Origin of the sequence: Blautia sp. NSJ-175, assembly GCF_022867815.1 — a bacterium.
Classification (GTDB): Bacteria; Bacillota; Clostridia; order Lachnospirales; family Lachnospiraceae; genus Blautia; species Blautia celeris.
This window is the reverse complement of record NZ_JALIFQ010000001.1, coordinates 422108-440745: the sequence shown is the minus strand read 5'-3', so window position 1 is coordinate 440745 and position 18638 is coordinate 422108. Positions and strand designations below refer to the sequence as shown.

The 18638-nt window shown below is 49.9% G+C and carries 16 protein-coding genes; 2 read left to right on the top strand and 14 right to left on the bottom strand.

Going from position 1 to position 18638, the window contains the following annotated elements:
• Nucleotides 1-10: 10 nt before the first annotated feature.
• From MUB35_RS02035 to MUB35_RS02005, 7 genes are all read right to left on the bottom strand, one after another.
• Entirely contained in the window at nt 11-1660 is a 1650-nt protein-coding gene (locus MUB35_RS02035) for an extracellular solute-binding protein (RefSeq protein ID WP_244805694.1), read from the bottom strand.
• A gap of 115 nt (nt 1661-1775) precedes the next feature.
• Complete coding sequence (locus MUB35_RS02030; protein WP_156120853.1) at nt 1776-1949, bottom strand: hypothetical protein; 174 nt, start codon at nt 1947-1949, stop codon at nt 1776-1778.
• Complete coding sequence (locus MUB35_RS02025) at nt 1921-3186, bottom strand: AAA family ATPase (RefSeq protein WP_244805693.1); 1266 nt, start codon at nt 3184-3186, stop codon at nt 1921-1923. The genes MUB35_RS02030 and MUB35_RS02025 overlap by 29 nt, the downstream gene beginning before the upstream one ends.
• Before the next feature lie 17 nt (nt 3187-3203).
• Complete coding sequence (locus MUB35_RS02020) at nt 3204-5003, bottom strand: aminopeptidase P family protein (RefSeq protein ID WP_103731188.1); 1800 nt, start codon at nt 5001-5003, stop codon at nt 3204-3206.
• An 82-nt stretch (nt 5004-5085) separates the two neighbouring features.
• The gene (locus MUB35_RS02015) at nt 5086-7227 is read right to left on the bottom strand and encodes a Tex family protein (protein WP_118743412.1); all 2142 of its coding nucleotides are present in this window, start codon (nt 7225-7227) and stop codon (nt 5086-5088) included.
• A gap of 139 nt (nt 7228-7366) precedes the next feature.
• On the bottom strand, nt 7367-8848 hold the full coding sequence (gene xylB / locus MUB35_RS02010) for a xylulokinase (RefSeq protein ID WP_118743411.1): 1482 nt from the start codon (nt 8846-8848) through the stop codon (nt 7367-7369).
• A 161-nt stretch (nt 8849-9009) separates the two neighbouring features.
• Nucleotides 9010-9723 (bottom strand): helix-turn-helix domain-containing protein, encoded by a 714-nt coding sequence (locus MUB35_RS02005; protein ID WP_081960352.1) that lies wholly within the window; start codon nt 9721-9723, stop codon nt 9010-9012.
• A gap of 232 nt (nt 9724-9955) precedes the next feature.
• On the opposite strand from MUB35_RS02005, the gene MUB35_RS02000 reads away from it, so the two are divergent.
• The gene (locus tag MUB35_RS02000) at nt 9956-10531 is read left to right on the top strand and encodes a DUF4190 domain-containing protein (protein WP_052099484.1); all 576 of its coding nucleotides are present in this window, start codon (nt 9956-9958) and stop codon (nt 10529-10531) included.
• A gap of 92 nt (nt 10532-10623) precedes the next feature.
• Here the strand turns inward: MUB35_RS02000 and MUB35_RS01995 are convergent, their stop codons facing one another.
• Nucleotides 10624-11055 carry a DUF2752 domain-containing protein gene (locus tag MUB35_RS01995; protein WP_118743410.1) on the bottom strand — a complete coding sequence of 144 codons (432 nt, stop codon included), beginning with the start codon at nt 11053-11055 and terminating at the stop codon, nt 10624-10626.
• 103 nt (nt 11056-11158) lie between these two features.
• Between MUB35_RS01995 and MUB35_RS01990 the strand changes: the two genes are divergently transcribed.
• Nucleotides 11159-11932: a DUF975 family protein gene (locus tag MUB35_RS01990; RefSeq protein ID WP_103731185.1), complete on the top strand. Its 774-nt coding sequence runs from the start codon at nt 11159-11161 to the stop codon at nt 11930-11932.
• A 226-nt stretch (nt 11933-12158) separates the two neighbouring features.
• Here MUB35_RS01990 and MUB35_RS01985 read toward each other — a convergent pair whose 3' ends face one another.
• The 6 genes from MUB35_RS01985 to MUB35_RS01960 are packed head-to-tail and all read right to left on the bottom strand — an operon-like array spanning nt 12159 to nt 18409.
• Entirely contained in the window at nt 12159-12899 is a 741-nt protein-coding gene (locus MUB35_RS01985) for a hypothetical protein (protein ID WP_118743409.1), read from the bottom strand.
• 16 nt (nt 12900-12915) lie between these two features.
• Nucleotides 12916-14661: a hypothetical protein gene (locus MUB35_RS01980; RefSeq protein ID WP_118743408.1), complete on the bottom strand. Its 1746-nt coding sequence runs from the start codon at nt 14659-14661 to the stop codon at nt 12916-12918.
• Nucleotides 14655-15347: an ATP-binding cassette domain-containing protein gene (locus MUB35_RS01975; RefSeq protein WP_118743407.1), complete on the bottom strand. Its 693-nt coding sequence runs from the start codon at nt 15345-15347 to the stop codon at nt 14655-14657. Before MUB35_RS01975 ends, MUB35_RS01980 begins: the two co-directional genes overlap by 7 nt.
• Nucleotides 15325-16047, bottom strand: coding sequence for a hypothetical protein (locus tag MUB35_RS01970; protein ID WP_118743406.1), 723 nt, complete (start codon nt 16045-16047; stop codon nt 15325-15327). Before MUB35_RS01970 ends, MUB35_RS01975 begins: the two co-directional genes overlap by 23 nt.
• A gap of 2 nt (nt 16048-16049) precedes the next feature.
• Entirely contained in the window at nt 16050-16940 is an 891-nt protein-coding gene (locus MUB35_RS01965) for a hypothetical protein (RefSeq protein WP_118743405.1), read from the bottom strand.
• The gene (locus MUB35_RS01960; RefSeq protein WP_118743404.1) at nt 16940-18409 is read right to left on the bottom strand and encodes a DUF6034 family protein; all 1470 of its coding nucleotides are present in this window, start codon (nt 18407-18409) and stop codon (nt 16940-16942) included. Before MUB35_RS01960 ends, MUB35_RS01965 begins: the two co-directional genes overlap by 1 nt.
• Nucleotides 18410-18638: the final 229 nt, after the last annotated feature.

Here is an 18638-nt window from a genome sequence, read left to right as displayed (position 1 = left end):
GTTCTCTCCCTCATTCCACGTTTACTTTCTCTATTCTACCGCCGTATTCCCGGCAGTTTTTCTGATATATCTCATTCTTATAGGCGTCCAATGTCTCAATCCCCATACGCTTCAGGGTCTCTGTCATCTCGCTGTACCGGGCCGCTGCCTCCTCCCGGCTCCCTGCCAGGATAATACGCGGTATCTGTTCTTTTTCATAGGCTCTGATCTTTGCATCCAATATCCCTTCGTCACTCTCCGGAGGAATATCTTCTGCGGTTAAAGGGAGCAGGGACTCATCATAGGACACGGTCCTGTCATGACTGCCAAAGGCTGTATATACCTCTTTTTCCGCTGCCGTACTGCTGTCCTCCTCCGGTTCGGGCAGTATGCTTCTCTCCCAGGAAAAATTATCGAACATCCACCAGGCTCCCTGCCCGGTCTGTCCGTAATCAAGAGACGCGGCTTCCCCTTTTTCACTCTGTACCACATAGCCGTCATCATCCAGCCGGTAATCGCTGCCTTCGTATCCAAAGCTCCAGAACAGCAGTCCCTCATCGCTGGTCATATAATCGATCCATGCCGCTACCTGTCCCGGGTTTCTGCAGTCTTTTGATACAAATGTGCTCAGCCAGCCTGTAGGTGCTCTCAGATTTTTGCCCAGCACCGGTGTCTCCCCCCCGGAGGATAAGACAGGGCCTGAGGAAACCCATTTTGTAAAATCAATCCCGCTGTTGGCTACATTTCCTATGAAACAGAACACGTTTCCGCCAGCCATCAGGCTCTTTATCTTGGTATTTTCATAGGTAAGCTGTTCCGGGGCTGCATAGCCGTTCCGTATGGCTTCATTTAAAAACAGCAGTGCATGCTCTGCCTGAGGCTGCAGCAGGATATCCCGGTAGTTTCCATTTTCATCCACCCGTTCGGCGCCAAAGGTATATTCCAGGAATTTCACTGTGGGATCAATGTAGCCTTTTCCGTCCACCAGAAGAGGGATCACCGCTTCTCCGTCCACATCCAGATGCATATTTTTCATTTTATCCCAGGCTGCCAGAACCTGCTCCTCTGTCTGTACCTCTTCCACGGTGAGTCCTGCTTTCTCCAAAAGCTCCCTGTTCCAGATGATTGCGTTATTGTCATTATAATTGGTCCAGTCCTCGTAAAACTTTGAACTCGGCTTCCAGATCTTTCTGGAATCCTGGGAATTCATATGGGATGGATAGGCATACCAGCCCCCGTCCCGTTTGATCAGCTCTCTCTTAATATCCTCCGGAAATGATTTCAGAAGATGGGACTCCGGGCAGTAACGCTTTAAAAACTCTTCCAGATCCCAGACTTTCCCTGATGTGATGAGCTGGCTGATCGTGGTCTCATTGGTAAGGGAGATGATATCCGGCAGATCATCGTTGAGAAGCATCAGGCTGAGCTGGGCATCCGCGTTCTGGGGTGGTACGGTAATGTCCAGGGCAAGGCCCGTCTTTTCGGTAATATCCCCGGTGATGGTTCCCTCCTCTGTGCTCCAGGAAGGAGGTTCCCAGAAATTCACATCACAGAACAGGGAGGCTCTGGCATAGGAATCTTCTCCCTCTTCTGTAACTGTAGGATTCTGCTCTGCGCCGCACCCGGAAAGCAGGATAAGGCCTGCTGACAGGGTGATCAAAAGTAACTCTCGTATTTTCATCTCTTCCTCCAGGTGGTGACACATACCTGTACCGTTTTGGTGGTTGAACGGCGGTACAGGGTTCTTAAAAAACGCCTATATCCATAACCAAATACAGATATAAGCGTTTTATGCTCTACTTCATTTCCCACATCGCTTCCACACTTTTTCCACGGTGTGCCAGTCCGATGCACAGCACACTGCCCTCCAGTCCAAAGGTATAGTGCCTCCGGTCAATCTGCTCCAAAGCTTTCGCTGCCAGGCATTTCAGATCACAGGATTCATCCTTTGTGTACTTGGCGCAGTGCACCGAATAGATTGCTGAAAGAACCTTCCTGTATCTGCAATGCGTATTCTGTCAGGCCGATAAAAGCTGATCTTACCTCTTTGTTCGGTATGCGTATCTGATAATATCCCGGATCCAGCCGTTTTACGATCGTGATCATTCCCGAATTCAGCAAAAGCCCCCACAGTGAGGATGTACCGGGCATTTCATAAAATGAATTCTCTGGCTGAACCGAGGCTGTCAGCGTTCCTGTCTCAATCAGCTTATCATAATTCCTGAAAAACAGTTTATCGCATTGTTCCATTGCTGATCGGATCATTTTATTCTCGCTCGTATTAACCCAGTAGGGTTCCAGTATCCTGCGCTGTGCATAATTGAGAACAGACCAGGGATTATAGATATCTACTCCGGAAAAGGAATATCCGTTATACATTGCCTTCACTTCATCATCCAGTTCCAGACCGTAATAATGCAGAAGAGATTCTGTTTCCGCAGTCGTAAATCCAAAACAATCAGCAAATTCAGGATCCTTGACCGTACAAACAAGAAGATTGTTCAGACCGGAGAAAATGTTTTCTTTTGCCACTCTCTGAATCCCTGTGAGCAGTGACAGGTGCAGGTACTCGTTGCCCTTCAGTGCAGAAGACAGCATAACTGCAAGTTCACTGTGCACCTCCTGATAAAAACCGTTAATATGCGCCTCCAAAAACGGGGTATCATACTCATCGATCAGAAGGATCACAGGTCTCTCATAATAATTACAGGCGGTCTTTGATAGAAAATACAGTGCATTGTCTATTCCTGACAGACTTCCCGTATTATAATCCAGCAGTTCCTGAAGTGGCCTCTCATATATCACCTGTTCAATATGGGGAAGATGGGTAAATATACAGGAAAACCTCTGGTATTCAGCCAGCAGTGCAAGTTTTACCTGTTTTACCAGTAATTTTCTATTGCCTTTTGCATCCTTAAAGGATAAGAAAATCACAGGATACTGATTCATTTCCTTTGCAAAACAGGTCTGCATAATTTCTGTATTTTCAAAAATCCCTTCTGAGCTTTTTGTAATATCCAAAAATTCTGCCAGCATAGACATATTCAGCGTCTTTCCAAATCTGCGCGGACGCGTGATCAGAGTGACCTCTGCCCCACGCCTTAAAAATTCGCTTATCATACGTGTTTTGTCTACATAGTAGTAATTATACTCCCTGATCTTGCGGTAATCCTGTATGCCAAGTGCAATATCCTTTACCGGTCCCATAATCTCACCTCAATCCCTTAAATCTCAGCCGTAGCCTCCCTCAGCCACTCACGCTCCTCCTCACTGTCAAGAAGCGGCGCTATGGTTTCATACACGTGTTTGTGGTAGGCATTCAGCCATTTCAGTTCCTCCTGGCCGAGAAGTTCCGGAAGAATGGCTTCCCGCTCAAAGGGAACCAGTGTCACGACCTCGAATTCCATGAACTGACCGTAGGCATTCTTCCCGCCCTTGCGGCACATGAGCAGATTTTCACAGCGGATGCCGTATCTGCCTTCCAGGTACAGTCCCGGTTCGTCGGAAATCAGGACGCCCTCCTCCAGTGGTACATAGCCGCCCGGACGGATGGCGCTGTTCCAGTTGATGTTCTGGGGTCCCTCGTGTACGTTCAGCAGGAATCCCACACCGTGTCCTGTGCCGTGGTTGAAGTCAAGACCTCTCTCCCACAGAGGGCCTCTTGCCAGACAGTCCAGATGGGCACCGCCCATTCCATACATGAATTTTGCAGTTGCAAGACGGATATTTCCCTTGAGCACCAGTGTGAAATGCTCCTTCTGCTCCTGTGTCAGCGCTCCAACCGCAATGGTCCTTGTGATATCTGTGGTCCCCTGCCAGTACTGTCCGCCGGAGTCAATGAGGAAGAATCCTTCCGGCTCCACTTTGGCGCAGGCATCTTTTGTCGGCGCATAATGGCACATGGCTGCATTAGGGCCGTAGGCACAGATGGTGCCAAAGCTCAGATCCAGGAAATCAGGGTCCTGGGCACGCAGCTCGTAGCTCTTTTCTGCCGCGCTGTATTCTGTGATCTCCTCTTTCCCCACATTCTGTTTCAGCCAGTAAATGAATCTGCACATGGCCTTTGCATCCTTGATATGGGCTTTGCGCACATTTTCCTGCTCCACCTGATTTTTCATGGCCTTCATGGGCTTGGATGGATTTATGCAGTTCACAGTCTTAACGCCGGACGGAATGTTTTCAAAGAGAGTATAGTTGACAACTGCCTCATCCAGCAGCACGGTATTTTCCTCAGCAAACTTCTTCACATCCTCATATACCTGATAATACGGACGGATCGTGATTCCCGCTTTCTCCAGTTCACTGCGGATCTCAGCGGAAACAGCCTCCTCCTGCACATAGAAGAATACATCCTTCTCTGTGAGGATCACATAGGAGAGGATCACGGGATTGCATTCAATATCATTACCTCTGATATTCAGAAGCCATGCAATATCGTCCAGACTGGAGAGAAGATGGATGTCAGCGCCGTTTTCTCTCATGATGCTGCGGACATCTGCCAGTTTTTCTTCTCTGGATCTGCCCACATATTTCACATCCACAAGAAATGCCTGCTCTTTTGACATTTCCGGTCTGTCATTCCAGATTCTGCCTCCCAGGTCATCCTGGCACAGAAAACGGCCCTGTTTCTTTTCCATCATTTCCGCGTAAGCCTTTCCCTGGCTGACGCTGATGGTCCTTCCGTCACATCCCAGGCAGCTGCCCTGCAGAAGATTTTTTTCCAGGAACTCGTCCACTGTGGGGACGCCCTCCTCCCTCATCTTCATAAGGGTCACTCCGGTGCCCTCCAGCTCTTTGCCCGCCTGGATAAAATACCGTCCGTCTGTCCAGAGATACGCGCTGTCCTTTGTCACCACCAGGGTTCCCGCGGAACCGGTGAATCCTGACAGCCAGGCCCGCACTTTAAAGTATGCTCCCACATACTCAGACTGGTGAAAATCCGCGGTGGATACCAGATACATGTCCATGCCCGCTGCTGCCATTTCTTCCTGCAGCTTTTCAATCCTTACTCTGTTTGCATTCATTCTCGACGCTTCCTTTCTGTTTTCCTCAGATTTTACTGTTCACTCCATGTCCTGCAGTACAGCCACGTGTAAGAAGTAATTCTCAGATACCTTTCATGGTAAGGGAAATTCTCTTCTTTTTCAAGTCCACACTGAGCACTTTCACATCCACCACGTCACCTACGCTGACTGCCTCAAGCGGATGTTTGATAAAGCGCTCTGTCATCTCGGAAATATGCACCAGACCGTCCTGATGCACACCTATATCCACAAATGCTCCGAAATCGATCACGTTTCTCACCGTTCCTTTGAGGACCATGCCCTCTTTCAGGTCCTTCATATCCAGGACATCTGTGCGCAGCACAGGTTTCGGCATCTCCTCACGGGGATCACGTCCCGGCTTGGTGAGCTCTTTTACAATGTCCCGCAGGGTCATCTCACCCACGCCCAGCTTTTCCGCCATCTTTTTGTAGTCTTTCACATAATATACCGCATTGCCGCCAAAGATATCCGCAGGCTTCATTCCCATGCTGTCCAGGAATTTTTCTGCTGCTTCATAGCTCTCGGGATGGACACTGGTGGCATCCAGAGGATTCTTCCCGCCTGTGATGCGCAGGAAGCCGGCACACTGCTCAAAGGCTTTCGGCCCCAGCTTGGCTACTTTTAAAAGCTGTTTTCTGTCCTCAAAACGGCCGTTTTCCTCCCTGTAGGTCACGATATTTTTCGCGATGGCTTTGCTGACGCCGGACACGTATTCCAAAAGCGATACAGAGGCGGTGTTCAGATCCACGCCCACCTTATTTACACAGTCCTCCACAACGCCGGACAGGGCTTCGCCCAGCTTCTTCTGATTCATGTCATGCTGATACTGGCCTACACCGATGGACTTCGGATCGATCTTCACCAGCTCTGCCAGAGGGTCCTGAAGGCGTCTGGCAATGGATGCGGCACTTCTCTGTCCCACATCGAAGTTGGGGAATTCCTCTGTAGCCAGTTTGCTGGCAGAGTACACGGAGGCTCCGGCCTCGTTGGTGATGACATAGTGCACGTTCTCGGTTATCTCCTTCAGCATTTCCACAATCACCTGCTCAGACTCTCTGGAAGCGGTGCCGTTGCCCAGGGAGATCAGTGTGATGTTGTATTTGCGGATGAGTTTTTTCACAGTCTCTTTTGCCGCGGCGATTTTGGCCGGGGTTGTGGGGGCTGTGGGATAGACAACTACCGTGTCCAGCACTTTTCCGGTGGGGTCTACCACTGCCAGCTTACAGCCGGTACGGAAGGCCGGGTCCCATCCAAGGACGACCTGTCCTACAATAGGAGGCTGCATGAGGAGCTGTTCCAGGTTCTTCTTGAACACCTTGATTGCTCCGTCCTCTGCCTTCTCTGTCATATCATTGCGAATCTCCCTCTCAATGGCAGGGCCGATCAGACGGCTGTAGCTGTCCTCCACCACGTCCCTTAAAACAGGTGTGGTGTTGGGGTTACTGCGGGTGATCACCTGTTTTTCCAGGTAGCGGATGATATCCTCTGTGGGAGCTTCAATTTTCACGGTGAGGATTTTTTCCTTCTCCCCGCGGTTCAGGGCCAGGACTCTGTGGCCCGCCACCTTTGCAATAGGCTCCTCATACTCATAGTACATCTCATAGACAGATGATTCTTTCGGGTTCTTGGCAGCGGAAACCACCCTTCCCTTCTTCACCGTCATATCCCTGATGCGGATTCGGTAGTCCGCCTCATCGGAAATGCTCTCTGCCACTATGTCTTTTGCCCCTGCAATGGCATCCTGCGGGGTTTTGACCTCTTTTTCCTCGGATAAAAATGCCTTTGCTTCCTCTTCCAGGGACTTGTCTGTCATCTGCAGCAGAATGATATTTGCCAGGGGTTCCAGGCCTTTTTCCTTGGCAATGGTGGCTCTTGTGCGGCGCTTCGGACGATACGGGCGGTACAGGTCTTCCACGACCACCAGGGTCTGGGCTGCCAGGATCTGCTTCTTCAGCTCCTCTGTCAGTTTGCCCTGCTCCTCAATGCTGGCGAGCACCTGGGTCTTCTTATCCTCCAGGTTCCGCAGGTAATTCAGGCGTTCGTACAGATTTCTCAGCACCTCGTCATTCAGCGCGCCGGTGGCCTCCTTACGGTAACGGGAAATAAACGGTATGGTGTTTCCCTCATCTATCAGTTTAACGGCAGCTTCCACCTGCCACTTCTCCACTTTCAGTTCTTCTGTCAATGCTAAAATGATATCCATGTATTTCTCCTTTTTTCCTTGGCAACAATTCAGACAAACTGAACTGTTACTTTCCTTGATCCAAACCCGGCAGCTGTTCAGCCAATTGAACCGCTTACCGGCCGGTACTATAACACCTTATCAATAGGAAGGGGATTTGTCAAGAAAACAGCGTTTCATTCTTCTGATACAGCTCCTGAAAACGTGCAAAACATTCCCGGTATATTTTAACACGCTCCTTGTCAGGAACCGTCACCTCTGTCCCCGGACGCAGCAGTGCACGGCACGCCTCCTCGTAGGAGGAAAATGCGCCGCAGCCCACAGCAGCGGTCATGGCAGCGCCCACACAGGCCTGTTCCGCCTCCCCTGCCGTGTGGATCTCCGCCTCAAATACATCTGCCTGGATTTCTCTGAAAAGCCGTCCCCTGGCACCGCCTCCGGATGCTGTCACCCTGTCAAACCGGATGCCCATGCCTTTGAATATCTCCAGGGATTCCTTCAGCCCGAAGATCACACCCTCCATGGTGCTCCGTATCAGATGCTCCCGGCTGTGATACAGACTCATGCCGAAATAGATTCCCCGCGCATTTGGATCATTATAGGGGCAGCGCTCCCCGCTGAGATAAGGAAGAAAAAGAAGCCCGTCACTTCCCGCAGGTGCTGTCCCGGCAAGGTCTGCCATCTCCCCAAAGTCTGACATATGCAGTATGTTGTCCCGAAGCCATTTCAGCGCCACGCCTCCGGTCAGGGAGGAACCCTGTATCTCCCACAGTCCGCTGCCTGCATGGCAGAAGGTATTGGTCCTGAATTCTGTGTCGTGTATGGGTCTGTCCAGGGCACAGGCCACCTGGCTTGCGGTCCCGATATTACAGGAGAGTATCCCCGGCCTGATGATTCCGTTTCCGGCGAGCTGCATCATGGAATCGCCGCCTCCTAAAAATAAAGGGGTTCCCTCTGCAAGCCCCGTTTCCCGGGAACAGGAACCGCTGACGCGGCCTGCCTGCTCATAAGATTCCCCGCAGAAGGGAAACATTTCCCGCCTCAGGCCCAGTTTGTCGATCAGCTCCCAGGCCCACTGTCTTTTTTCCACCTCAAATATGCCTGTGGAGGAGGCATCCGTCACATCTGTGGCGATCTCACCGCACATGCGGAACCGGATATAGTCTTTTGGCAGCATGACACGGGCGGTTTCCGCATACCGCTGCGGCTCATTCTCCCTCATCCAGAGCAGGGATGCGATGAGAAATCCTGTACAGGGTGTGTTTAAGGTAGTCCTCTTCCACTCCTTCTCAGATATGGTATCCCAGATATGCCCTATGGCATCCCCGGAGCGCTGGTCTGCCCAGATAATGGCGTCCCGCACCGGCTTTCCGTTCTTATCCACTGCCACCATGCCGTGCATCTGCCCGGAAAAGCTGATACCCCGGATATGAGCCGCGGCCTCCGGATATTTTCCAAGCAGTGCCGCTATGCTCTGCCTTGTCCGCTGCCAGAGATATTCCATATCCTGCTCTGCCTCACAGGGTGAGTGTTTCCTGATGTCATATCCTGCCGACTCTGTGCCCGCCACAGTACCGTCGGCGCCCAGAAGCATGACTTTTACACTGGAAGTGCCCAGGTCTATTCCGCAATAGTATTCCATTTATAACCTCCCATTTTTATCCGGTATACGGAACCGTTACTTTTATTTATCATATCATGCGTCATACGAAATGGAAAGAAAATCTGCTTCATCAGAAGAAACATGGCGAAATGCGCTTCCGGATACGGAAGGAGCAGCAACATATAAAAAAGGCGGAGGATCTATTTCGATCTCCCGCCCGGTCTGCACTCCCACAGGCCGCATCCCTTCCGGATAAATGCCTCCAGTTCCTTCTGCAGTTCTTCTTCAAATTCTTCCCATATAAGGTTCAGGCTGGACAGGTTGACCACGTCCTCCTCCAGTATGATGGACGGCAGGTAGCCCAGATTCTCATAGAGCGCAGCCACCACCTCGGCGCTTGCCCTGGTATTTCCTTTTTCGATCTCCCTGTAGCGCTTCACGCTCACATCCAGCGCCTCTGCCATCTCGCCCTGGGTCATTTCATTTGCCATGCGGATTCTGTACCAAACCGTATGTTCTGAAGTATGGGGGAAGACCTGATACCTCAGAAGCTCAATTTCCCTGGTGCAGCGCACCGCCGCACTTCCTCCGATCTGTGCGTTTTCCATTCCCTGCTGTATGGTCCACACGATAAGCTGAAGCAGCTCCGCCTTTTTCTCCCTGCCGCAGGCTTCCATCAAATCATCCAGGACTGTGCGTGGACTTTTTATACCGGAGACCAGGTAATCTACATCAATGCCGTTCATATCCAGATTATGTAGCTCCTCACCGGAGATGATCTTCTTTCCGTTCTCCACCTTGCTGTAATGACTCTGCGTAATTCCCATGACACTGCCCATGCTCTCCTGGCTCATGTTCTGCATTTTCCTGTACGCATTCAACCGATTTAACAATTTATCATAAGCACTGCTCATGGTTCATCCATTCCTCACTTTACATATCGCGCATCGGATAGTTCCATGTTCAATTGTAAAGTGTTTTATCCTGCCCTTTTATATCCTATTTGTGACTACCGCTTATATTTTCCAGCAGCTGTGTACAGTAACCCAGTCTTGCCCAATTCTCCTATCCGTGATAGAATGTAGTTTGACAAACGAGAAAAATGTAATGATACAATTGAAAATACATGAAATGAGGTTTGATTATATGAATAATCCTTATGACGAAAATAACCAGCAGATGGGATACGGACAGGAACCCTCACAGGGGCCGGTCATCTACCCGGAACCGCCGGCAGAGCATATCTATCAAGGCAGTCCCGGTTTTGCCTCCGCCTCCCTCTCCATGGGAATCCTCTCCCTGGTATCCATGTGCTGTTTTCCGCCTCTGGCACTTCTGTTCGGAGGACTTGGCATTTTATTCGGTGTGATATCTAAGGGCACGTATGCACGTCCCGGTAATGCGAAGGCCGGTATGGCACTTTCCTCCGCCGGAATTGCTATTGTGGCTGCCATTATACTTTTCTTTGCGTCCACCATGCTTTCCACTGTGGAAGGGCGCACTTTTGTCAGCCAGTATCTGCATATACTGACTCATCCGGAGCAGTATACAGAGGATGACATTTATAACTTCCTGCAGGATTATCTGTACCGCAACACCAATCCGGGCGGCGGTTCTTATGATAACAGCACTTCCCCCTACGGTGGAGAAGACCTGCCTGATTCCGGCGGGGACCAGGATCACTATTATCCGGCACCGGATGAGGGTGATAATTTTATCTGATGAAATTGTTTGCATGAAAAAGCGTCTGACCGGAGCCTGCTCCGATGCCGGACGCTTTTACAATATGTAACTGTTCCGTACCTTCACAGTTACTACAGGATATCAATTCCCCATATCAGTTTCAGGAGATTCCGCACTACCCACTGTATCAGTATGATGGCGGCTGCTAAATAGAGATACAGGTCGCGGTACCGCATCCCCGCCGCCAGCTTTCCCCTGGTCAGATATTCTATTGTATGTGTGATCATGTACCAGCCATAGATGACAGCCGTGTACAGCACCACAGGATGGCAGAGAAAGGATTTCACGATCTTTCCCTGCAGAAGGGCAGCACAGGCTCTGGTGCCCCCGCAGCCCGGACAGCAGTAACCTGTCAGCTCCCGAAAGACGCAGGGAAGGGAAACGATTTTCATCTGCATATGTAAACCCTTTGTGATCCCCAGAAGAAGTACTGCTGCTGCGAACAGCATCCATCCCAGGATATAGAGGCTTTTTTCTTCTTTTTTACTCATTCGCGGTTCCATTTTACCCTCTTGTAACCTCGTTTAGTTATGTTATAATAGTCATGACAACGTGCCGGAACAGCCGGCCATTTCCTTAAATACGAAAGAATGGAGATTTTATTTTATGAAAAGAAATTCTGCTGCTATAAAGCTTATCGCCCGTGAAAATCTCTCCGGAAGATACGGCACTCCCATGGCTGCACTGCTTCTGATGGTTCTGTGCAGTCTTCTGCCTTCCATGCTGATCGTGAACACCATGAGCACTGCCACCGTTCTGGGGATCGTGACTACACAGCTCCTGAACTATATGGTCTCCCTGCTGGTAGCGGTTGTGGGCGCGGGTTATGCCAAGCTGATGCTCAATATCAGCCGTCAGGAGCCGTTCGCGGTGAAGGACCTGTTCTTTGCCTTCTCCCATCACCCTGACCGTTTTATCATCGTACATCTGATCCTTCTGGTGATACAGTTTATCTTTGCCCTGCCCTTTGACCTTCCGAATTATCTGAATAAGAATATGTCTGACAACGGGGTTCTGCTCCTTATGCTATTCGGCAGTCTGGCGAATATGGTTGTGAACATGATACTGGGCCTGTTCTTCGGCCTTGCAGACTATCTGCTCCTGGACAACACCGAGATGAGTGCCATGGAGGCAATGAAGGAAAGCCTGCGGCTTATGAAGGGAAACAAAGGACGCCTTCTCTGCATGGACTTAAGCTTCATTCCTCTTATGCTGCTGTGTGTGCTCTCCTGCTATGTGGGATTTCTGTGGCTGACACCATATATGAGAGCCGCCGGTACTGTATTCTACATGGATGTGACCGGAGAACTGGATGCTCCCAGACCGGAACCTGCCCCACAGCCAAATGACAGCTTCAGCAATCCTTTTGGGCGCTATTAGGCTCTCTGCAGACAGGCGGGCTTATGGTATATATCATACCGCTGATTTCGGAAGATAGCAATATTTATCAAATTTATTCTCTGAACAGCAATTTTTGCCTGTAGGCAGTGTTGTCTGCATGGATGGTTATATTCGGTACACGGACAAAAGCGTGAGATCCTGGTTGTGGTCTCACGCTTTTTTTAGATTGGAAAATGTTTGAAAACTGCTTTCGGCAGGCTGTGTGTCACATTCTGAGTCCGGCACTTAGCAGACTGTTTTTGAGGGCGTCCGCCGCTGATTTTCCGTGTAGTTTTATGTAAACCTTTTTCACCTGGACATTCTGCCCTTCCGCTTCCAGAAGCTTCCTGCCGCTCTCATAAGAAAGATAGATCTCCCCATCCTCTCCCCTGACACGGGCGGCCAGGATTCCTTCCGTCCCTGCGGGGACCTGCCGGTTCTGTTCGGTATTACCGCTGCTGTCTGAAGCAGCATCTTTCACCGGGCCGGCAGCGGCTCCGGCTATACAGACAGTCATTCCAAGCGCACGGTTCTGCAGTTCTTTTTTTCTGCTTTTTGTAATGGCATAGGAATATCTGTCCGTCAGGTTATCCAGACTCCGGGCAGTGAAAAAGACAGGTATTTTACTTCCGGTCTCCAGCCCGGTCAGGCATTCCTCAATGTGAAGCGGAAACGTCTCCATATCCACGGCTTCTGCTGTCACCTCCATCCGGTATCCCTCTATCTCTAAACGGACAGGCACATCCAACACTGCGGAAACAACTGTCACGCCTCTTCTCTCTGCCAGCTCTTCTAAAAATTCCTGCGGTATCTCCTGCTCTTCGCTGACTGCAAGAAATTCATAATCCTGCTGCTCCTCCAAGCCTGTCTTTATCAGCCGGTATCCGCACCAGATCAGCAGCAGAATGCCGGCAAAAGCCAGAATCTTTATTTTAAAAATACTCCCCTGTAATTTACCGCTTTTCACCGGATTCCCTGCCCTTCTAATGTGTATTGAGATTGTTCTTTTTCAGCCCTCTGATCCTTAATGTCTGAATCAAAAGAATGCCCAGCAGGCCCGCACCGGCCAATACAAGGACAGATACCCACCATTGATTCGTCTCCTGTTCTTTTTTCTCCGGTTTCAGGCTGAGAATTTTGGGCGGCTGTATCTCTGTTTTATAGTTTACCTCCTGGCTGTAGGTCTGGCCGTATACATCCTCGTACGCAAGGACCAGGGCTCCGTCTACTTTCCCGTACTTTTCCTCATCTGTTCCCGCGAGTGTATCGTTGATGGATTCCATATTTTTTGCCCCTGCATAGAGTTCCATGCTGCCCTGTATGCTCTGTCCTGCCTCCAGAGTACCTGCATAAAACGTCTGCAGCGCGAAAATCCCGGCCCCCTTTGCCGAAACTCTTACATTATATACAGGAGCTTTTCCCAGGTTCAGAATCTGCATGTCCGTAGAAATGGTATCTGTGGAATATACACTGGAGGGAATGCTGCAGTTGGACAGCGACACCCTGGCGGGCTGCCTTATCTGCAGTACAAGAGATTCCGTACCCATGTAGGCAGTTCCTTTTTCATCTTCATACTCAAAAGAGAACTTCACCGGCACATTTCCCTGGGGGGCATTTGTCTGTATCCGGAGTTCCTCTGTAAATGTGATGGCTTTGCCGGGCTGTACTTTTTCAAAATATTCGGATGTACGGCCAAAGGTCAGATTACTTTCCTCCCCTTCGGCTGCCAGAGAAACTTTCACGTTGCAGGCAGCAAATTCGCTGCTTTTGTTGCGGAAAGTAACCTGCATGTCCCGGCTGCTGCCGGCATCTAAAACGATACCGTCAAGGCTGCTCTCTTCCAGGATGAATTTGGGCTGATGTACTACAGATTCCTCTCCGTTCCCTGCGGAAGGTGCCATGGTATCTCCACCGGCTTCAGGCGGCAGTATTTTGCCTTCTCCGCCGGTTTCTGCCTCCGGAGTCTCCTGGTTTTCCGGATCTTCCGGATGTTCTTTATCCTGCTGATTTCTTCCGGCTCCTGTTACATTCGTAAATATCACATATTCCAGAGTGACCTGATTTCCTTCACCGTCAATCCCCCGGGCCTGCACACTGACAGGGTACTGGCCTGCATGCCGTTCCTCCTGCAGGAATAAATCCACTGTGTAGAGGTAGACATCTGTCTGTTCCTCTTTGAAGGTGACGGTCTGCAGTTTAACATCTGCCTGATAATTCTTTAATTGAAATGGCGTCTCTTTTGTTTCTTTAAATCCGACAGTCACTGTCAGGGTATTGTCTTTGAGGGCACCGTCAGCAGTGAAGGGAACAACAAGGCTTATTTTATTGTCTGCTTCGGTTGGGACGTATCCTTCGCCATATGAATGTTCCATGCCTGCATATACATGGGTGTTGTCTATTCCCAGATGAACCTGTTGGGCCGGGTGGCCTTGCTGGGATGACTGACTCTCCTGGGACGACTGACCCTCCTGGGATGACTGCCCCTCTTGGGACGACTGACCCTCTTGGGATGATTGACCCCCTTGGGATGATTGACCCTCCTGGGATAACCGGTCCTCCTGGGATGACTGGCTCTCCTGACCGTCCGAGCCTGATTGTCCTTTCTGCTCTATTTGCCGCGCCGGCTCCGGCGCAGTTTGATCCGTCCCGGCGTATGCTGTCCGGCTGTTCTGCAGCATCATACAGAAAGTGAGCAGAAACACTGCCGATTTCCGTATTCTCTTTAACATACGCACACCTCCCCATTTTTCTCTTTTCCTCCCCGCACACGCCGGAGGACACCTGCATCCATCTCATAGACTTCGTCGCATAAAATATCAATATCCATACTGTTATGACTTGCCAGCAAAATTGTTTTGCCCTGTTTTTTCAACTCCAGCAGGATGGCCCTGATATCAGCCGTCCCCTTTTTATCCAAACCGTTAAACGGCTCATCCAGAATCAGAAATTCCGGATTTTCCATTATTGCCTGTGCTATCCCCAGTCTCTGCCGCATACCCAGGGAATATTTCGACACAGGCTTTTTCAGATCCGGGTCAAGCCCTACCTTCTGCAGGCACTCCCGAATGCCCTTTCCGGAGACTTTGCGTTTCAGATCAGCCAGAATTTCCAGATTCTTTCTCCCCGTATACTCTGTCAGAAATCCGGGTGTCTCAATGATCAGACCCAGACTTTCGGGAAAATCCGTATCTCTTCCTATATATTTCTGCCCCACACAAATGCTCCCCGATGTGACAGGCAGAAAGCCGCAGATACATTTCATGAGTACGGTCTTGCCGGAACCGTTATTTCCTACGATCCCATACACCTTCCCCCGCTTCATAGCCATGGTCGTCTCCTTCAGAACCATTTCCTCACCGAATCTCTTTGTCACCCGGTCTATCACTACATAATCAGAGTTCTCTGCATCTGCCATATAACAGTCCTCCATACAATGACGCTGTAAGAAACACCAGCAATATTAAAAACAGCCAGATCCCCATACTGTCCTTTCCCCAATCCCCTGCCCCCTTGATCCAGGACTGTGGGTCTATGACATAGACACTTTCCAGATAACGTTCATGAAGAATCGTCAGAAGGTAATATCCTGCAAACGGAATCCCATATGCCATATACACAGAGCCGGACACAACCGCCATGATTCCGCTCAGATCCGCCAGTACAGCAGTCACCAGAAGCAGTCTTGCCGCGGACTGAAGAAGCGGAAGAAGCATCACCCATTTCCACTCAGATTTCACCTCCATGGGATAAAAAAGCGCAAAATAAAACAGCAGCGTTACAGCAATCGCTGATGTCCATGCAAAACAGCTGCTGAGTATAGTTGTAAACAGCCTGTCAGCCGTATATTCCTTTTTCCCTTTCCGGGTCACATAGAACCGCAGAAAACCTGACGTTTTCTCCCCAATCCATACATCCCCATACGGCAGAACCGCCACTATGGGCACAAAAAAGACCACAGTTTTAGAGGTAAGGGCTTTCTCCACCATTTTATACCAGCTCCCACCTGTCAGAGGACTGTCAAACTCAGGGAATTTCGTCCCTATGACCAGTCCCATAACGCCCAGGATCACAGCCAGCCAGGTGGTTCTGCGCCCTATCATACGTTTCCCATCCATACTCAGTACCCCATAAAAGTAAAATTATAGCTTTTCAGCGCCCTGCCAGCCAGCAGAAATAACAGGACCAGAAAGGCCAGGAACAGCGCACCGGACTGGAAGACAGAGGGCAGATCATCATAGCCGAACGTATGCCCCGGATAGGTCGCGTGATTTAAGGGACTTATCCAGCCTGCCAGAATATTGACCTTGTAGCGCTGCTGCTTCTCCAGCCCCAGTATACCCGCAATGTTCTCCGGTTCCAGAAGAAATCCGTACAGACTGTAGAATATTCCCGCAAACATTCCCCGTGATCTGCCGAACCTTATATTGACTGCCAGCATGAGAAAGCAGAGGGTCCAGGAATAGAGGAGCATAAGACAGACAGTCTGCAGCATACATCCATATGGAGTAATGCTCTCCATGGCCTTCACGCTTGCAGGGATTCCCAGGGAATCTCCCAGCCCGGAATATGCGATTCTCACTGCTGTCTCACTCCATACATTTCCCGGATAGGTGTATTTCTGGCACAGAATGACGGTTACGAACATAATGAATGCCACATACAGGGCAGTTCCCGCTGCAATATAGAGAAACTGGGATATCATCCACTGCATCCGTTTCATTCTGGACAGATAGAAGGGAGTCACCGGGCTCAGCTTCGGAACATCGGAAAACATTAAAATCAGCAGCAGAGAGGCCAGAAGTACATTTGTACCGTCTCCGAACGTCCATATGAACGGCTCCGCTCCCTGCATGGTTGTCTCAAAATGCGCTGCCACCCGAAGTACCCGGTCACTGAGCAAAAAACACAGTACCACAGCTAAAAGAAAGGTGATGAGAATCCGTGGATTTTTCCAGAAACCAAGAAAATGAAAACGCACCATTGCTTTTATTTTCCCCAAGTCTCTCATCAGTACCCCAGTCCCCTGTCTATCACAGTACCGTCCACAGCGTTTATAGTGAGAAGACTGTTGTATCGCTCCGTATCCTTATCTGCCGGGCCCTCCCCCTCATTCAGTGTCCTCTCATAATTGCCAAAGAAATCCCACACAGGGACCAGCACACCGCTTCGGTTATCCTGGGTCGGGCTGTAAATTCTGGAATATCCCAGTGTTACCCTGTTCACATTCACTTTACAGGATTTTATGTATCCGCCCTCCAGTTCCCCTGATAATTTATACTGCATCATCTGGGAGTAGATCTGCGCAATCTCCTCAAAGTCCAGCAGCTTTACATTTTCCACCTGCACCTCCCCCAATTCATAGGGGCTGCCATATGACAGTTCCTCCAATCCCTCCTTAGAGATGACAATACTCAGATGTTCATATGTCCAGGGCTCAATGGTGCTGTCCATATCCTCAAGGCCTCCCCCAATCGCACTTGTATAGGTAACAGGGCAGCCGTCTATCTTCCTTGTATAATAAAATACAAACCCTGTTTTGATAACCTCGTCACTTCTTTCTATATCACGGCATATGGCATAATCCCATGCGTCAGCGGACATATCCGAAATGCCTATGGACGCAGCTTTTTCGTCTGCGGTCTTCTTTGCCTCCTCATAGGAAATACCCACAGCGGATTTTATTTTCTCCTCTGTTCCCAGCTCCTCCGGGACATACTGAGACGCAGGTGTATAATCGCTCCATAATGCCTGGTCAGATGCGTTTTCTGTATCTCCAAGATATTTGACCTGTACACTGACCGGTTCGTCCGCTGAGGCTTTGACAAAATAACTGTACGGCCGTCCATTTTCATCCTCCGCAACACCGCTGAACCTGGGGTCTCCCGTGCCGTTCTCGGTCAGCAGAGGGGCCGTCTCCTTTTTTTCCAAGCTCTTAGGTGCCTCCGCATATGCAGCTTCGTATTCTTCCAGCATTTGCTGCAGATCTTCCTGTGTGAGTGCCTCCCCGGATTCCGACTCTGCGCTGTCCTGCGCCATAAGGGCCCTCACTTCATTGATCTTGTTTTGGTAGTATTCTTTTGTCATTCCGTAATAGTATTCCGGTTCATACATTTTCTTCTCAGGGAACAGGCCGTTTGTAATGGTATCCATGAACTCCTGTGTCAGCGGCACAGCCTTTACTTCCACAGTGGAAAATCCTGTGGTGTCCGGCAGTTCCACCGCAGCATCGGTATGGATGATGATCTTTCCGTCCTCCGCTGTTATGTCCTCACTGAAGATTTCCGGCACACTCAGTTTTTCCCTGATATTCCGGGATGCTTCGCCGGAAGATGTATCTGTTTTCTCTTCTTCGTATTTCTCAATTGCCTTTTCGCCCTTTTGTTTTACGATCACAGAATCGGGTGTTTCCCGACAGCCGGTCAGCAGCAAAGCCCCGGCTGTTATACCAGTCAATATGCAGACTTTAGATTTCTTCATTGTCATTCCTCCTGCTTGTCTCTGCTTCCTAACTCCATATTAACCTGCTTCATGTAAAAAAACCGCGCCGATTTGTAACCAATTTGTAAATCTCTGGTAACTGTTCAGTCAGGTCTGCGCATTTACTGCGCTGACCGTGCAAAAGAGTAGTGGCGGCAGGTATTCGCCCCATCGCGAAGCGATTTTTAATGGGCGAATACCCGTAACGATTCAGCTGGCTGAATCGTTA